The sequence below is a fragment of the Pseudomonas sichuanensis genome, from assembly GCF_024749065.1.
Classification (GTDB): domain Bacteria; phylum Pseudomonadota; class Gammaproteobacteria; order Pseudomonadales; family Pseudomonadaceae; genus Aquipseudomonas; species Aquipseudomonas sichuanensis.
In genome coordinates this window covers 530,903-545,948 of sequence record NZ_CP087185.1, presented here as the reverse complement: position 1 = coordinate 545,948, position 15,046 = coordinate 530,903, and the positions used below count along the sequence as shown (strand labels likewise).

The following is a 15,046-nucleotide window of genomic DNA, read 5'->3' as shown; positions in this document are numbered from 1 at the left end:
CGCGTCACGTGTTATTCGGTTTCCAGATCGATGTCGATACCGAGCGAACGGATCTCTTTGATCAACACGTTGAAGGACTCGGGCATGCCCGGCTCCATACGGTGATCGCCATCCACGATGTTCTTGTACATCTTGGTACGGCCGTTCACGTCGTCCGACTTCACTGTGAGCATTTCTTGCAGGGTGTATGCCGCGCCGTATGCTTCCAGCGCCCACACTTCCATCTCCCCGAAACGCTGACCACCGAACTGCGCCTTACCACCCAGCGGCTGCTGGGTAACCAGGCTGTAAGAACCAGTGGAACGCGCGTGCATCTTGTCGTCCACCAAGTGGTTCAGCTTGAGCATGTACATGTAACCGACGGTCACAGGACGCTCGAACTTGTTGCCGGTACGGCCATCGAACAGCACCATCTGGCCGCTTTCTGGCAGGTCTGCCAGTTTCAGCATGGCCTTGATCTCGCTCTCCTTGGCACCGTCGAAGACTGGAGTGGCCATTGGCACGCCCTTCTTCAAGTTGTGCGCCAGGGCGAGGATCTCTTCGTCGGTGAACTCGTCCAGGTTCTCCTGACGACCACCGATCTCGTTGTAGATCTCGGTGAGGAAACCACGCAGCTCAGCGGCTTTGCGCTGCTCTTCGATCATGCGATCGATCTTCTCGCCCAGGCCCTTGGCCGCGAGGCCCAGGTGGGTTTCAAGGATCTGACCGACGTTCATACGCGAAGGTACGCCCAGCGGGTTCAGTACGACGTCGACCGGCGTACCGTTGGCGTCGTGCGGCATGTCTTCAACCGGCATGATCACCGAGACCACACCTTTGTTACCGTGACGACCGGCCATCTTGTCGCCCGGCTGGATGCGACGACGGATTGCCAGGTAGACCTTGACGATCTTCAGTACGCCCGGTGCGAGGTCATCGCCCTGCTGCAGCTTGCGCTTTTTGTCTTCGAACTTGTCGTCCAGCAGACGGCGGCGGTCGACGATGTACTGCTGAGCCTTTTCCAGCTGCTCGTTCAGTGCATCTTCAGCCATGCGCAGCTTGAACCACTGGCCGTGCTCCAGACCGTTCAGCACGTCGTCAGTGATCACGGTGCCTTTCTTCAGGCCCGCACCACCGTCAACCACCTGGCCGTTCAGCGCGGAACGCAGACGCTCGAAGGTTGCGCCTTCAACGATGCGGAACTCTTCGTTCAGGTCCTTGCGGATCTCGTCCAGCTGCATCTTCTCGATGGACAGGGCGCGGCTGTCGCGCTCAACGCCATCACGGGTGAAGACCTGTACGTCGATGACGGTACCCTTGGTGCCGGTCGGCACGCGCAGGGAGGTGTCTTTGACGTCGCTGGCCTTCTCACCGAAGATCGCGCGCAGCAGTTTTTCTTCCGGCGTCAGCTGGGTCTCGCCTTTCGGGGTGACCTTGCCGACCAGGATGTCGCCAGCGCCGACTTCGGCACCTACGTAGACGATACCGGCTTCGTCCAGCTTGTTCAGCGCAGCTTCACCCACGTTCGGGATGTCCGCGGTGATTTCCTCTGGGCCAAGCTTGGTGTCACGGGCCACACAGGTCAGTTCCTGGATGTGGATCGTGGTGAAGCGGTCTTCCTGAACCACGCGCTCCGACAGACAGATGGAGTCTTCGAAGTTGAAACCGTTCCAGGCCATGAACGCGATGCGCATGTTCTGGCCCAGCGCCAGTTCACCCATGTCGGTGGACGGGCCGTCGGCCATGATGTCGTTGCGCTTGACCACGTCACCCTTGCTCACCAGCGGACGCTGGTTGATGCAGGTGTTCTGGTTGGAACGGGTGTATTTGGTCAGGTTGTAGATATCGACACCGGCTTCACCGGTTTCTACTTCGTCATCGGCAACACGCACCACGATACGGCTGGCATCGACGGAGTCGATCACGCCGCCACGACGGGCCACGACGCAGACGCCGGAGTCACGGGCAACGTTGCGCTCCATGCCGGTACCGACCAGCGGCTTGTCGGCACGCAGAGTAGGTACAGCCTGACGCTGCATGTTCGAACCCATCAACGCACGGTTGGCGTCGTCGTGCTCGAGGAACGGAATCAGCGACGCAGCAACCGAAACTACCTGCTTCGGCGAAACGTCCATCAGGGTGACGTCTTCCGGCGCCTTGACGGTGAATTCGTTCAGGTGACGGACCGCTACCAGCTCGTCGATCAGTTGCTTCTTCTCGTTCATTGCGGCCGAAGCCTGGGCAATGACGTGATCGGCTTCTTCGATCGCGGACAGGAACACGATGTCGTCGCTGACCACACCCTCTTTCACCACGCGGTACGGGCTTTCCAGGAAGCCGTACTGGTTGGTGCGGGCATAGGCCGCCAGGGAGTTGATCAGACCGATGTTCGGGCCTTCCGGCGTTTCGATCGGGCACACACGGCCGTAGTGGGTCGGGTGTACGTCACGGACTTCAAAGCCAGCACGCTCACGGGTCAGACCGCCAGGGCCGAGTGCAGAGACACGGCGCTTGTGGGTGATCTCGGAGAGCGGGTTGTTCTGGTCCATGAACTGCGAGAGCTGGCTGGAGCCGAAGAACTCTTTCACCGCCGCCGCAACCGGCTTGGCGTTGATCAGGTCTTGCGGCATCAGGCCTTCGCTTTCAGCCATCGACAGACGCTCTTTGACCGCACGTTCCACGCGCACCAGGCCAACGCGGAACTGGTTCTCGGCCATCTCGCCGACGCAACGGACACGACGGTTACCCAGGTGGTCGATGTCGTCGACGATGCCTTTGCCGTTACGGATGTCGACCAGGGTCTTGAGAACCTCGACGATATCTTCCTTGCTCAGCACGCCCGAACCTTCGATCTCGGTACGACCGATACGACGGTTGAACTTCATGCGGCCAACGGCGGACAGGTCGTAACGCTCGGCGCTGAAGAACAGGTTGTTGAACAGGGTCTCGGCGGCGTCCTTGGTTGGCGGCTCGCCCGGACGCATCATGCGGTAGATCTCGACCAGCGCTTCCAGTTGGTTGCTGGTGGTGTCGATCTTCAGGGTGTCCGAAATGAACGGACCGCAGTCGATGTCGTTGGTGTACAGCGTTTCGATGCGAACGACCTGAGCCTTGGCGACCTTGACCAGCAGGTCGGTGGTCAGCTCGGTGTTGCACTCGGCCAGGATCTCGCCGGTAGCCGGGTGCACGATCGCCTTGGCGGTGGTGCGGCCCAACATGTATTCCAGCGGCACGTCCAGCTGTTTCACGCCAGCCTTTTCCAGCTGGTTGATGTGGCGTGCGGTGATACGACGGCCCTGCTCGACGATGACCTTGCCGGAATCGTCGTGGATGTCCATGACCGCGACTTCACCACGCAGACGCTGAGGCACCAGCTCCAGGCTCAGTTTTTCGCCGGAAACGTGGAAAACGTTGGTGGTGTAGAAGGTGTTCAGAACCTCTTCGGTGCTGTAACCCAGGGCGCGCAGCAGTACCGAGGCCGGCAGCTTGCGGCGACGGTCGATACGAACGAACACGCAGTCCTTCGGGTCGAACTCGAAGTCCAGCCACGAACCGCGGTAAGGGATGATGCGTGCGGAGTACAGCAGCTTGCCCGAGCTGTGGGTCTTACCACGGTCGTGGTCGAAGAACACACCAGGCGAACGGTGCAGCTGGGAGACGATCACACGCTCGGTACCGTTGATAACGAAGGTACCGTTCTCAGTCATCAGGGGGATTTCACCCATGTAGACTTCTTGCTCTTTGATGTCCTTGATCGCTTTGTTCGACGATTCCTTGTCGAAGATGATCAGGCGCACCTTCACCCGCAGCGGGACCGCGAAGGTCACACCGCGCAGGACACATTCCTTCACATCGAAGGCCGGCTCACCCAGGCGGTAGCCGACGTACTCCAGGGCAGCATTGCCGGAGTAGCTGATGATCGGGAATACCGATTTGAAGGCCGCATGCAGGCCGATGTCGCGGAACTGGTCCTTGGATGCTCCTGCCTGCAGGAATTCGCGATACGAATCCAGCTGGATTGCCAGGAGGTAAGGCACGTCCATGACGTCCGGCAACTTGCTAAAGTCCTTGCGGATACGTTTTTTCTCAGTGTATGAGTAAGCCATCAGCATTCCCCAGCTTGGTCACCTGCTTGTTTGGCATCTCCCGGCGGGAGCAGCCAGAAAATCGTGCAAACCCCTTGGTTTGCGCCACCCTCATGGTGGTTACTGCTCGTTATCGGGGCCGACCTGATCGGCCACCAATAACGGAAAAAGGCCGGTGGCATAAGCCACCAGCCATCAGCCCTTCGCTTAACGCTCAGGCTGGCATCGCACAGTCGAAATTACTTCAGCTCGACTTTGGCGCCTGCTTCTTCCAGCTTCTTCTTAGCGTCTTCAGCGGCTTCTTTCGAAACGCCTTCAGCTACAACCTGAGGAGCGCCATCGACTTTCTCTTTGGCTTCTTTCAGGCCCAGACCGGTCAGCTCGCGAACGGCTTTAATGACGTTCACTTTCTTGTCGCCGGCTTCAACCAGAACAACGTTGAACTCGGTCTGCTCTTCAACAACGGCAGCAGCAGCAGCTGGGCCAGCAGCGGCAACAGCAGCGGTAACGCCGAAGGTTTCTTCCATTGCTTTGATCAGCTCAACAACTTCCAGAACGGTTTTCTGGCCGATTGCTTCGATGATTTGCTCGTTAGTCAGGGACATGACTTAAATCCTGTATTGGGGTGACAGCCTAAGCAGCTATCAAATTAAACGTATGATTCGAAAGAGTTTCGCGCGCCTTAGGCGGCGGTTGCTTCTTTCTGGTCGCGAATAGCTGCCAGGGTGCGGGCCAGCTTGCTGGTAGCGCCTTGGATCACGCTCATCAGCTTCGCGATGGCCTCGTCGCGGGTCGGCAGGGTAGCCAACACGTCGATCTGGTTCGCTGCAATGAACTTGCCGTCAAACGCAGCTGCCTTGATCTCGAACTTGCTCTGACCCTTGGCGAACTCTTTGAACAGACGGGCAGCAGCGCCCGGGTGTTCGTTGGAGAAAGCGATCAGGGTAGGGCCAGTGAAGGCGTCGTTGAGGACACTGAATTCAGTGTCAGCAACAGCGCGCTTGAGCAGGGTGTTACGTACGACACGTACGTATACGCCAGCTTCACGAGCCTCTTTACGGAGTCCGGTCATTGCGCCTACAGTCACACCACGGGCATCAGCCACGACAGCGGACAGAGCGACTTTGGCAGCCTCGTTGACTTCAGCGACGATGGCCTTCTTGTCTTCGAGTTTAATTGCCACGGGTAAAACTCCTGCTTGTTACCGTTTCATCTGGCCGAAGCCGGATGTCGTTTTGGTGTCTGATTCGGTAAGGAACCGGGAGCACCATCTGCGTAGGCTGGTTGTTTAAGGCTTGCGCCGCCTACGGTCTTGGATAGCCCCCGCCAGGCAGGGACCCCAATTTTTGCTGTTGGCGGGCATGACACCCGCCAACATTGTCTTACACGCTCAGCGAGCTCTGATCGATGATCAGACCTGGGCCCATGGTGGTGCTCAGGGTAACGCGCTTGACGTAGATACCTTTCGAGGAAGCCGGCTTGATACGCTTCAGATCAGCGATCAGGGCTTCAACGTTTTCCTTCAGCTTGCCAGCTTCGAAGCCGACTTTGCCAACGGAGGTGTGGATGATACCGTTTTTGTCGGTGCGGTAGCGAACCTGACCAGCCTTGGCGTTTTTCACGGCAGTGGCTACGTCTGGCGAAACGGTACCGACTTTCGGGTTAGGCATCAGGCCGCGAGGACCCAGAACCTGACCCAGCTGACCCACAACGCGCATGGCATCAGGCGATGCGATAACAACGTCATAGTTCAGGTCGCCGGCTTTCATTTCGGCAGCCAGGTCATCCATACCTACACGGTCAGCGCCGGCAGCCAGAGCAGCCTCAGCAGCTGGGCCCTGGGTGAAGACGGCAACGCGCACGGTCTTGCCAGTGCCGTGTGGCAGCACGGTAGCGCTACGTACAACCTGGTCGGATTTACGCGGGTCAACACCGAGGTTTACGGCGATGTCATACGACTCGACGAATTTGGCGTTCGGCAGCGAAGCCAGCAGAGCTGCGGCTTCTTCGAAGTTGTAGGCCTTGCCTGCTTCGATTTTCTCGGCGATAGCCTTTTGGCGCTTGGTCAGCTTAGCCATTACACACCCTCCACGTTCAGGCCCATGCTGCGGGCAGAGCCAGCGATGGTGCGTACAGCAGCGTCCAGGTCAGCAGCGGTCAGATCAGCCTGTTTGGTTTTGGCGATCTCTTCCAGCTGAGCGCGGGTCACGGTACCGACCTTGACAGTGTTCGGGCGAGCCGAACCGCTGGTCAGGCCAGCAGCTTTCTTCAGCAGAACCGAGGCAGGGGTGCTCTTGGTTTCGAAGGTGAAGCTACGGTCACTGTAGACAGTGATGATCACAGGAGTCGGCAGGCCGGCTTCTTGACCCTGAGTACGGGCGTTGAAGGCCTTGCAGAATTCCATGATGTTCACACCGTGTTGACCCAGTGCTGGACCAACGGGTGGGCTAGGGTTGGCCTGGCCGGCCTTTACTTGCAGCTTGATGTAAGCCTGAATCTTCTTAGCCATGAGCTACTCCAATATCGGGTACGAACGCCAGATGGCTCCCCGGATGACTTGCGTTTTATCCCAGTGACGACAAAACCCCGCAGCACATAGGGCTGCGGGGTATGGGATGCTTCGTTCGGCTAGACCTTCTCGACCTGGCTGAACTCGAGCTCCACCGGAGTAGAGCGACCGAAAATGAGCACTGCAACCTGCAGACGGCTCTTCTCGTAGTTAACCTCTTCGACACTGCCATTGAAGTCGGCGAATGGCCCATCAATGACGCGAACCACTTCACCCGGCTCGAACAGCGTCTTCGGCTTCGGCTTGTCACTGCCATCGGCTACGCGACGCAGGATGGCCTCAGCCTCTTTATCGGTGATCGGCGCAGGCTTGTCTGCGGTACCACCAATGAAACCCATGACGCGAGGGGTATCCTTGACAAGGTGCCAAGTCCCTTCGTTCATTTCCATCTGGACCAGCACATAGCCAGGGAAGAATTTGCGCTCACTTTTGCGCTTCTGGCCGTTGCGCATCTCGACGACTTCTTCGGTCGGGACCAGGATCTCGCCGAACTCATCTTCCATGCCAGCCAGCTTGACGCGCTCTACCAGGGAGCGCATCACATGCTTCTCGTAACCCGAGTAAGCATGCACTACGTACCAACGCTTAGCCACGGGACACCCTTAGCCAACAATCAAGGAGACCGCCCAGCCGAGCAGGGAGTCTAGCCCCCACAGCAGCAGTGCCATAACCAGAACAACAGCCACTACGATGAGCGTGGTCTGAGTGGTTTCTTGGCGGGTCGGCCACACGACTTTACGGATCTCAGTACGAGCTTCCTTCGCCAACGCAAAAAACGACTTACCCTTCGCAGTCTGCAGGGCAACAAAGCCAGCAGCCGCAGCCAGAGCAAGAAGTGCGAGAACGCGATACAGGATCGGCGATGCCGAGTAATACTGATTACCCACGACAGCAACAACCACCAAAGCCACTACAGCCAGCCACTTGAACAGATCAAAACGCGATTCTTGGGCTTCAGTTTTGGGGGTCATCGAGGAGGATCCTGTAAGAAGAAAGCCATCACACCGAGGTGAATGGCAGGTCAGGAGGGAATCGAACCCCCAACCTACGGTTTTGGAGACCGTCGCTCTGCCAATTGAGCTACTGACCTGTAACGCTGTATCAGGCCGGCCATTATACCGGCCTGATCAAGTAAATCAACTACTTATTCGATAATTTTTGCTACGACGCCGGCGCCGACGGTACGACCGCCTTCACGGATGGCGAAGCGCAGACCGTCTTCCATTGCGATGGTCTTGATCAGGGTGACAGTCATCTGAATGTTGTCACCTGGCATTACCATTTCAACGCCTTCCGGCAGTTCGCAGTTACCAGTCACGTCAGTGGTACGGAAGTAGAACTGAGGACGGTAGCCCTTGAAGAACGGAGTGTGACGACCGCCTTCTTCCTTCGACAGAACGTAGACTTCTGCGGTGAACTTGGTGTGCGGCTTGACCGAACCTGGCTTGACCAGAACCTGGCCACGCTCAACGTCGTCACGCTTGGTACCACGCAGCAGGACGCCGCAGTTCTCGCCAGCACGACCTTCGTCCAGCAGCTTGCGGAACATCTCAACGCCGGTGCAGGTGGTGGTGGCGGTGTCACGCAGACCAACGATTTCCAGCGGGTCTTGAACGCGAACGATACCGCGCTCGATACGGCCGGTAACAACGGTACCGCGACCGGAGATCGAGAACACGTCTTCGATTGGCATCAGGAACGGCTTGTCGATAGCACGCTCTGGCTCTGGGATGTAGCTGTCCAGAGTTTCAACCAGCTTCTTAACAGCGCTGGTACCCATCTCGTTGTCGTCTTTGCCTTCCAGGGCCATACGAGCCGAACCGATGATGATCGGGGTGTCGTCGCCTGGGAAGTCGTAGGTGGACAGCAGGTCGCGAACTTCCATCTCGACCAGCTCCAGCAGCTCAGCGTCGTCTACCAGGTCAGCCTTGTTCAGGAAGACCACGATGTACGGAACGCCAACCTGGCGGGACAGCAGGATGTGCTCACGGGTTTGTGGCATCGGACCATCGGCGGCCGAGCAAACCAGGATCGCGCCGTCCATCTGGGCAGCACCGGTGATCATGTTCTTCACGTAGTCAGCGTGACCTGGGCAGTCAACGTGAGCGTAGTGACGAATGTTCGAGTTGTACTCGACGTGCGCGGTGTTGATGGTGATACCGCGAGCTTTTTCTTCCGGAGCCGAGTCGATCTTGTCGAACTCAACGACGGCCGAACCGAAAACTTCGGAGCAGACGCGGGTCAGCGCTGCAGTCAGAGTAGTCTTACCGTGGTCAACGTGGCCGATAGTGCCGACGTTAACGTGAGGTAGGGAACGATCAAACTTTTCCTTAGCCATCGATACAGTCCTCCGCAGAAGAAATAGTCATACCGCTGATAAAACAAAGGCAGATATTTTCATATCTGCCTTGTTTATATGGAGCTCTTGAGCGGACTTGAACCGCTGACCTCACCCTTACCAAGGGTGTGCTCTACCAACTGAGCTACAAGAGCGAAACACTTTGCGCAACAACTGCAAACTTGGAGCGGGTAGCGGGAATCGAACCCGCATCATCAGCTTGGAAGGCTGAGGTTCTACCACTAAACTATACCCGCGGAGCTTGCGGCTCTCGCTAAAACTGGTGGAGGGAGAAGGATTCGAACCTTCGAAGCTCGCGCAACGGATTTACAGTCCGTCCCCTTTGGCCGCTCGGGAATCCCTCCAGATGTGGCCGACATTCTATTTGGCTGCCGCCCTAGTGTCAAGCTTTTTTTTCAAATTTTTTCAATCAAATCTGAAGGTTAGCCACTTTGACACTGCTTCTGGTTCTGCTACCTGAGTGGCGTTCCCTGTGAAGCGGGCGCCATTCTATCAAGCTATTCAGCAGTTGCAATACCCTCGCACAAAATAATTTTGTGTTTTAAGTCTTTGAAATCCTTGGAAAGAATGGCCAGCACCGACTGGTCCAGCAAACGCTCGCCTTCAGGGGCCACCTTGAGCCACAACCCGTCGGATCCAGGCAACTGTCCTGCGACCGGCTGCGAGGCGATATCGAGGCTCAGTAACCGCTGACGTAGCGCATCGAGCTGCTCCCGCCCAGCAAGCCCACCCACCACCAGGCATTCATCCCGGCGCCTGGCTGGTGTCGCAACTCCCGTTTCACGCAGCAGACGAATCTCTTGCTGGCTGCCTTTATATAAAGAGAGAGGTGCGACCTCTTTGACCCTCAGCGGAGCCTCCTGCTGATGCCATACGTAATAGAAAACGTTCAGCACCAGTAACAGCAGAAACAACCAGCGCATAGACACCTCAACTCAAAGGGCAGGCCATGGCCAGACCAACGAATACCAGATCCGGCACGATCCGCGCCTGGGGAACGGCCTCATGCACCAACGGGGCATCTCCACCCGTGAGGAAAATCGTAAAGTCATCACCCCACAAGGCTTTCGCCTGCTCGATTTGCGTCCGGGCAAAACCCTGGAGCATCAGCACACAGCCACGCTCTACTGCCTCTACCGTAGAGCGCCCAGGAGCCAGGCTGCTAAGAGCACGCTCAGCCGATGCATCGTCATAGCGGATACGGCGCGTGTGGGTCCGCAACTGACTGCGCATCAGCGGCATGCCAGGGCAAATATACCCCCCCAGATGCTCACCATCGGCCGCAACAAAGTCCGCCTTGGCCGCAGTGCCGAAGTCAATGACCAGGCAAGCAGCTTTGGCCAAGTGGAAAGCGCCCAGGGCACCCAGCCAGCGATCCATGCCCAGGCGCTGGAAATCCTCATAGCCATTGCGCACCCCGGCCATTTCCTGCACCGGCTGAGCCACTTTAACGTCGATGGCGAAGGCTTGCTGAAGAAGAGCACAAAGTGCCGTAGTTTCTTCTTCGCTACGCACGCTGACCATTCGCCCTCCCGCCAGGTGCAAGCCAGGAAGCGCACCGATAGCAGCTACAAGGGCCTGGTCAGAGTCGACGATTCCGCCCCCAGTGATAGCCGCATCTGCAGTGTGTATCACCCGCCATTTGATAAAGCTGTTCCCGCAGTCGAGCTCAAGAATCATCACGCAACCTCAGACTGAGCTCGCCACCGCTGAAGCTCTTTTCCACACCATCTACATCAAGACGCAAGCCGCCTTGACCATCCACACCTCGCGCCACCCCATCGATGCGGGTATTGCCTGCCACCAAGGAGACTTTGCGCCCCTGCCACAGGTGCGCTTGCTCCCACTCCTCCTGGAACGCGGCGAAGCCGTATCGGCGATGACGCGCCAGCTCGTGCTGCAGCTGCTGACTGAGTAAAGCAACCAATTTATTACGATCAACCACCAGACCAGCTTCGCTACGCATGGAGGTCCATTGCTGGTCGATCTGCTCACTGGACTGCATATTCACATTGATGCCGATACCCAGCACCACATGACAGACATCGGCCGGATCGCCGACCAACTCCAGCAGGATCCCGGTGATCTTGCGCCCCCTTACCAGAACATCGTTTGGCCACTTGAGCCCGACATCCTTGAGCCCGAAAGCTTGCAAGGTACGCATTACCGCCAGGCCAACCACCAGACTCAGCCCCTCGAGCTGACGCATGCCACCCTCAACCCGCAACACCAGGCTGTAATAAAGGTTTTCAGCAAACGGGCTTACCCACTGCCGCCCGCGACGACCACGACCGGCCGTCTGGCGCTCGGCAAGCACCAGAAAGGGAGCAGTCTGGCCTTGCGCCGCAAGCCGTAAGCCCTCGGCATTGGTCGAGTCGATGCTTTCATGGATGAACACAGGCCACTGTTCGCCCTGGGAGAACGCGGTAATCGCGTGCGATTCCAGCAGGTTCAACGGCGCTGCCAGCTGATAGCCGCGCCCACGGACCTTATGGATGGTCAGGTTCAGCTCACTCTCAAGATGTTGCAGCTGTTTCCAGACGGCACTGCGGCTTACACCAAGGGCCGCCCCCAGTGCTTCTCCGGAATGGAACCGGCCATCCTTGAGGAGATTCAACAACTTCAGCATGCCAGTCTCGACTCGGAATAAGGCTGGCATGATAGCCACGCCCCGAAGCCTTGCATAGGAAAAGGGCCACCCTCAAGGGAGGAAACCGTCGTCGACATTGCAATATTTTCTTCCGGAAAAGACAAAACCCCTACCTGCATGCGCAGATAGGGGTTTTGCGGAATGAATCTTGACGATGACCTACTCTCACATGGGGAAACCCCACACTACCATCGGCGATGCATCGTTTCACTACTGAGTTCGGGATGGGATCAGGTGGTTCCAATGCTCTATGGTCGTCAAGAAATTCGGTTGCCCAGAATGTCTTAGGAACACTCTTGGCTAATTCAGATATGTGATTTGTGATGTTGCGAATCTTCGGGTCTTTCGTCTTCACCACCACAATTCGGCTTACGCGCAAATTGCTTGGGTGTTATATGGTCAAGCCTCACGGGCAATTAGTATTGGTTAGCTCAACGCCTCACAGCGCTTACACACCCAACCTATCAACGTCGTAGTCTTCGACGGCCCTTTAGGGGATTCAAGATCCCAGTGAGATCTCATCTTGAGGCAAGTTTCCCGCTTAGATGCTTTCAGCGGTTATCTCTTCCGAACATAGCTACCCGGCAATGCCACTGGCGTGACAACCGGAACACCAGAGGTTCGTCCACTCCGGTCCTCTCGTACTAGGAGCAGCCCCTCTCAAATCTCAAACGTCCACGGCAGATAGGGACCGAACTGTCTCACGACGTTCTAAACCCAGCTCGCGTACCACTTTAAATGGCGAACAGCCATACCCTTGGGACCGGCTTCAGCCCCAGGATGTGATGAGCCGACATCGAGGTGCCAAACACCGCCGTCGATATGAACTCTTGGGCGGTATCAGCCTGTTATCCCCGGAGTACCTTTTATCCGTTGAGCGATGGCCCTTCCATACAGAACCACCGGATCACTAAGACCTACTTTCGTACCTGCTCGACGTGTTTGTCTCGCAGTCAAGCGCGCTTTTGCCTTTATACTCTACGACCGATTTCCGACCGGTCTGAGCGCACCTTCGTACTCCTCCGTTACTCTTTGGGAGGAGACCGCCCCAGTCAAACTACCCACCATACACTGTCCTCGATCCGGATAACGGACCTGAGTTAGAACCTCAAGGTTGCCAGGGTGGTATTTCAAGGATGGCTCCATGAGAACTGGCGTCCCCACTTCAAAGCCTCCCACCTATCCTACACAAGCAAGCTCAAAGTCCAGTGCAAAGCTATAGTAAAGGTTCACGGGGTCTTTCCGTCTAGCCGCGGATACACTGCATCTTCACAGCGATTTCAATTTCACTGAGTCTCGGGTGGAGACAGCGCCGCCATCGTTACGCCATTCGTGCAGGTCGGAACTTACCCGACAAGGAATTTCGCTACCTTAGGACCGTTATAGTTACGGCCGCCGTTTACCGGGGCTTCGATCAAGAGCTTCGCTTGCGCTAACCCCATCAATTAACCTTCCGGCACCGGGCAGGCGTCACACCCTATACGTCCACTTTCGTGTTTGCAGAGTGCTGTGTTTTTAATAAACAGTCGCAGCGGCCTGGTATCTTCGACCGGCATGGGCTTACGGAGCAAGTCCTTCACCCTCGCCGGCGCACCTTCTCCCGAAGTTACGGTGCCATTTTGCCTAGTTCCTTCACCCGAGTTCTCTCAAGCGCCTTGGTATTCTCTACCTAACCACCTGTGTCGGTTTGGGGTACGGTTCCCAGTTATCTGAAGCTTAGGAGCTTTTCTTGGAAGCATGGCATCAACCACTTCGCGCTCTAAAGAGCACTCGTCATCAGCTCTCGGCCTTGAGATCCCGGATTTGCCTAAGATCTCAGCCTACCACCTTAAACTTGGACAACCAACGCCAAGCTGGCCTAGCCTTCTCCGTCCCTCCATCGCAATAACTGGAAGTACAGGAATATTAACCTGTTTTCCATCGACTACGCTTTTCAGCCTCGCCTTAGGGACCGACTAACCCTGCGTCGATTAACGTTGCGCAGGAAACCTTGGTCTTTCGGCGTGGGAGTTTTTCACTCCCATTGTCGTTACTCATGTCAGCATTCGCACTTCTGATACCTCCAGCAAGCTTCTCAACTCACCTTCACAGGCTTACAGAACGCTCCTCTACCGCATCACCAAAAGGTGATACCCGTAGCTTCGGTGCATGGTTTGAGCCCCGTTACATCTTCCGCGCAGGCCGACTCGACTAGTGAGCTATTACGCTTTCTTTAAAGGGTGGCTGCTTCTAAGCCAACCTCCTAGCTGTCTAAGCCTTCCCACATCGTTTCCCACTTAACCATGACTTTGGGACCTTAGCTGACGGTCTGGGTTGTTTCCCTTTTCACGACGGACGTTAGCACCCGCCGTGTGTCTCCCATGCTCGGCACTTGTAGGTATTCGGAGTTTGCATCGGTTTGGTAAGTCGGGATGACCCCCTAGCCGAAACAGTGCTCTACCCCCTACAGTGATACATGAGGCGCTACCTAAATAGCTTTCGAGGAGAACCAGCTATCTCCGAGCTTGATTAGCCTTTCACTCCGATCCACAGGTCATCCGCTAACTTTTCAACGGTAGTCGGTTCGGTCCTCCAGTCAGTGTTACCTAACCTTCAACCTGCCCATGGATAGATCGCCCGGTTTCGGGTCTATACCCAGCGACTAAAGCGCCCTATTAAGACTCGCTTTCGCTACGCCTCCCCTATTCGGTTAAGCTCGCCACTGAATATAAGTCGCTGACCCATTATACAAAAGGTACGCAGTCACCTAACAAAGTAGGCTCCCACTGCTTGTACGCATACGGTTTCAGGTTCTATTTCACTCCCCTCTCCGGGGTTCTTTTCGCCTTTCCCTCACGGTACTGGTTCACTATCGGTCAGTCAGTAGTATTTAGCCTTGGAGGATGGTCCCCCCATATTCAGACAAAGTTTCTCGTGCTCCGTCCTACTCGATTTCATTGATAAGAGATTTTCGTGTACGGGGCTATCACCCACTATGGCCGCACTTTCCAGAGCGTTCCACTAATCTCAAACCAACTTAAGGGCTGGTCCCCGTTCGCTCGCCACTACTAAGGGAATCTCGGTTGATTTCTTTTCCTCAGGGTACTTAGATGTTTCAGTTCCCCTGGTTCGCCTCTTGCACCTATGTATTCAGTACAAGATAACCAGCTTATGCTGGCTGGGTTCCCCCATTCAGAGATCTCTGGATCACAGTCTGTTTGCCGACTCCCCAAAGCTTATCGCAGGCTACCACGTCTTTCATCGCCTCTGACTGCCAAGGCATCCACCGTATGCGCTTCTTCACTTGACCATATAACCCCAAGCAATCTGGTTATACTGTGAAGACGACATTCGCCGAAAATTCGCATTTCGCTCAGTTAAGAGCAGAACTCACAAATTTTACCTTAGCCTGATCACACACCAGT

The 15,046-nt window shown here is 56.4% G+C and carries 11 protein-coding genes, 4 tRNA genes and 2 rRNA genes; all 17 read right to left on the bottom strand.

From position 1 onward, the window contains the following. Positions 1-11 precede the first annotated feature (11 nt). The 17 genes from rpoB to LOY51_RS02455 all read right to left on the bottom strand — a co-directional run bounded on the left by rpoB (position 12) and on the right by LOY51_RS02455 (position 14,931). Positions 12-4,085 (bottom strand): DNA-directed RNA polymerase subunit beta, encoded by a 4,074-nt coding sequence (gene rpoB, locus LOY51_RS02535; RefSeq protein WP_125857232.1) that lies wholly within the window; start codon positions 4,083-4,085, stop codon positions 12-14. 218 nt (positions 4,086-4,303) lie between these two features. Continuing rightward, positions 4,304-4,669 (bottom strand): 50S ribosomal protein L7/L12, encoded by a 366-nt coding sequence (gene rplL / locus LOY51_RS02530; protein ID WP_003255496.1) that lies wholly within the window; start codon positions 4,667-4,669, stop codon positions 4,304-4,306. Positions 4,670-4,746: 77 nt separating this feature from the next. Further along, on the bottom strand, positions 4,747-5,247 hold the full coding sequence (rplJ, locus tag LOY51_RS02525; protein ID WP_110996444.1) for a 50S ribosomal protein L10: 501 nt from the start codon (positions 5,245-5,247) through the stop codon (positions 4,747-4,749). A gap of 199 nt (positions 5,248-5,446) precedes the next feature. After that, positions 5,447-6,142: a 50S ribosomal protein L1 gene (gene rplA, locus LOY51_RS02520; protein WP_125462380.1), complete on the bottom strand. Its 696-nt coding sequence runs from the start codon at positions 6,140-6,142 to the stop codon at positions 5,447-5,449. Further along, complete coding sequence (rplK, locus tag LOY51_RS02515; RefSeq protein WP_027595466.1) at positions 6,142-6,573, bottom strand: 50S ribosomal protein L11; 432 nt, start codon at positions 6,571-6,573, stop codon at positions 6,142-6,144. Before rplK ends, rplA begins: the two co-directional genes overlap by 1 nt. Positions 6,574-6,692: 119 nt before the next feature. Then, a complete protein-coding gene (gene nusG, locus LOY51_RS02510) occupies positions 6,693-7,226 on the bottom strand; it encodes a transcription termination/antitermination protein NusG (RefSeq protein WP_110996446.1) in 534 nt (177 codons plus the stop codon). Positions 7,227-7,235: 9 nt separating this feature from the next. Then, entirely contained in the window at positions 7,236-7,604 is a 369-nt protein-coding gene (gene secE / locus LOY51_RS02505; RefSeq protein WP_125462379.1) for a preprotein translocase subunit SecE, read from the bottom strand. A 43-nt stretch (positions 7,605-7,647) separates the two neighbouring features. Beyond that, positions 7,648-7,723: transfer RNA gene (locus LOY51_RS02500), tRNA-Trp, on the bottom strand. A 54-nt stretch (positions 7,724-7,777) separates the two neighbouring features. Then, positions 7,778-8,971 (bottom strand): elongation factor Tu, encoded by a 1,194-nt coding sequence (gene tuf / locus LOY51_RS02495; protein WP_258644205.1) that lies wholly within the window; start codon positions 8,969-8,971, stop codon positions 7,778-7,780. A gap of 79 nt (positions 8,972-9,050) precedes the next feature. Continuing rightward, positions 9,051-9,126 (bottom strand) — tRNA-Thr (locus LOY51_RS02490). 28 nt (positions 9,127-9,154) lie between these two features. Then, positions 9,155-9,228, bottom strand: a tRNA-Gly gene (locus LOY51_RS02485). A gap of 24 nt (positions 9,229-9,252) precedes the next feature. Next, positions 9,253-9,336, bottom strand: a tRNA-Tyr gene (locus tag LOY51_RS02480). 153 nt (positions 9,337-9,489) lie between these two features. Next, positions 9,490-9,915: a hypothetical protein gene (locus LOY51_RS02475; RefSeq protein ID WP_125462377.1), complete on the bottom strand. Its 426-nt coding sequence runs from the start codon at positions 9,913-9,915 to the stop codon at positions 9,490-9,492. Positions 9,916-9,922: 7 nt separating this feature from the next. Continuing rightward, on the bottom strand, positions 9,923-10,672 hold the full coding sequence (locus LOY51_RS02470; RefSeq protein WP_125462376.1) for a pantothenate kinase: 750 nt from the start codon (positions 10,670-10,672) through the stop codon (positions 9,923-9,925). Next, a complete protein-coding gene (gene birA / locus LOY51_RS02465; protein ID WP_125462375.1) occupies positions 10,662-11,621 on the bottom strand; it encodes a bifunctional biotin--[acetyl-CoA-carboxylase] ligase/biotin operon repressor BirA in 960 nt (319 codons plus the stop codon). The genes LOY51_RS02470 and birA overlap by 11 nt, the downstream gene beginning before the upstream one ends. 167 nt (positions 11,622-11,788) lie before the next feature. Next, positions 11,789-11,904 (bottom strand): 5S ribosomal RNA (gene rrf, locus LOY51_RS02460). A 133-nt stretch (positions 11,905-12,037) separates the two neighbouring features. Then, positions 12,038-14,931, bottom strand: a 23S ribosomal RNA gene (locus tag LOY51_RS02455). Positions 14,932-15,046 lie beyond the last annotated feature (115 nt).

What these genes read in the sequence shown, in the direction of transcription:
- rpoB (WP_125857232.1), bottom strand. Translation starts at nt 4,085, where the DNA reads ATGGCTTACTCATACACTGAGAAAAAACGTATCCGCAAGGACTTTAGC.
- rplL (WP_003255496.1), bottom strand. Translation starts at nt 4,669, where the DNA reads ATGTCCCTGACTAACGAGCAAATCATCGAAGCAATCGGCCAGAAAACC.
- rplA (WP_125462380.1), bottom strand. Translation starts at nt 6,142, where the DNA reads ATGGCTAAGCTGACCAAGCGCCAAAAGGCTATCGCCGAGAAAATCGAA.
- rplK (WP_027595466.1), bottom strand. Translation starts at nt 6,573, where the DNA reads ATGGCTAAGAAGATTCAGGCTTACATCAAGCTGCAAGTAAAGGCCGGC.
- secE (WP_125462379.1), bottom strand. Translation starts at nt 7,604, where the DNA reads ATGACCCCCAAAACTGAAGCCCAAGAATCGCGTTTTGATCTGTTCAAG.
- tuf (WP_258644205.1), bottom strand. Translation starts at nt 8,971, where the DNA reads ATGGCTAAGGAAAAGTTTGATCGTTCCCTACCTCACGTTAACGTCGGC.
- LOY51_RS02475 (WP_125462377.1), bottom strand. Translation starts at nt 9,915, where the DNA reads ATGCGCTGGTTGTTTCTGCTGTTACTGGTGCTGAACGTTTTCTATTAC.
- LOY51_RS02470 (WP_125462376.1), bottom strand. Translation starts at nt 10,672, where the DNA reads ATGATTCTTGAGCTCGACTGCGGGAACAGCTTTATCAAATGGCGGGTG.
- birA (WP_125462375.1), bottom strand. Translation starts at nt 11,621, where the DNA reads ATGCTGAAGTTGTTGAATCTCCTCAAGGATGGCCGGTTCCATTCCGGA.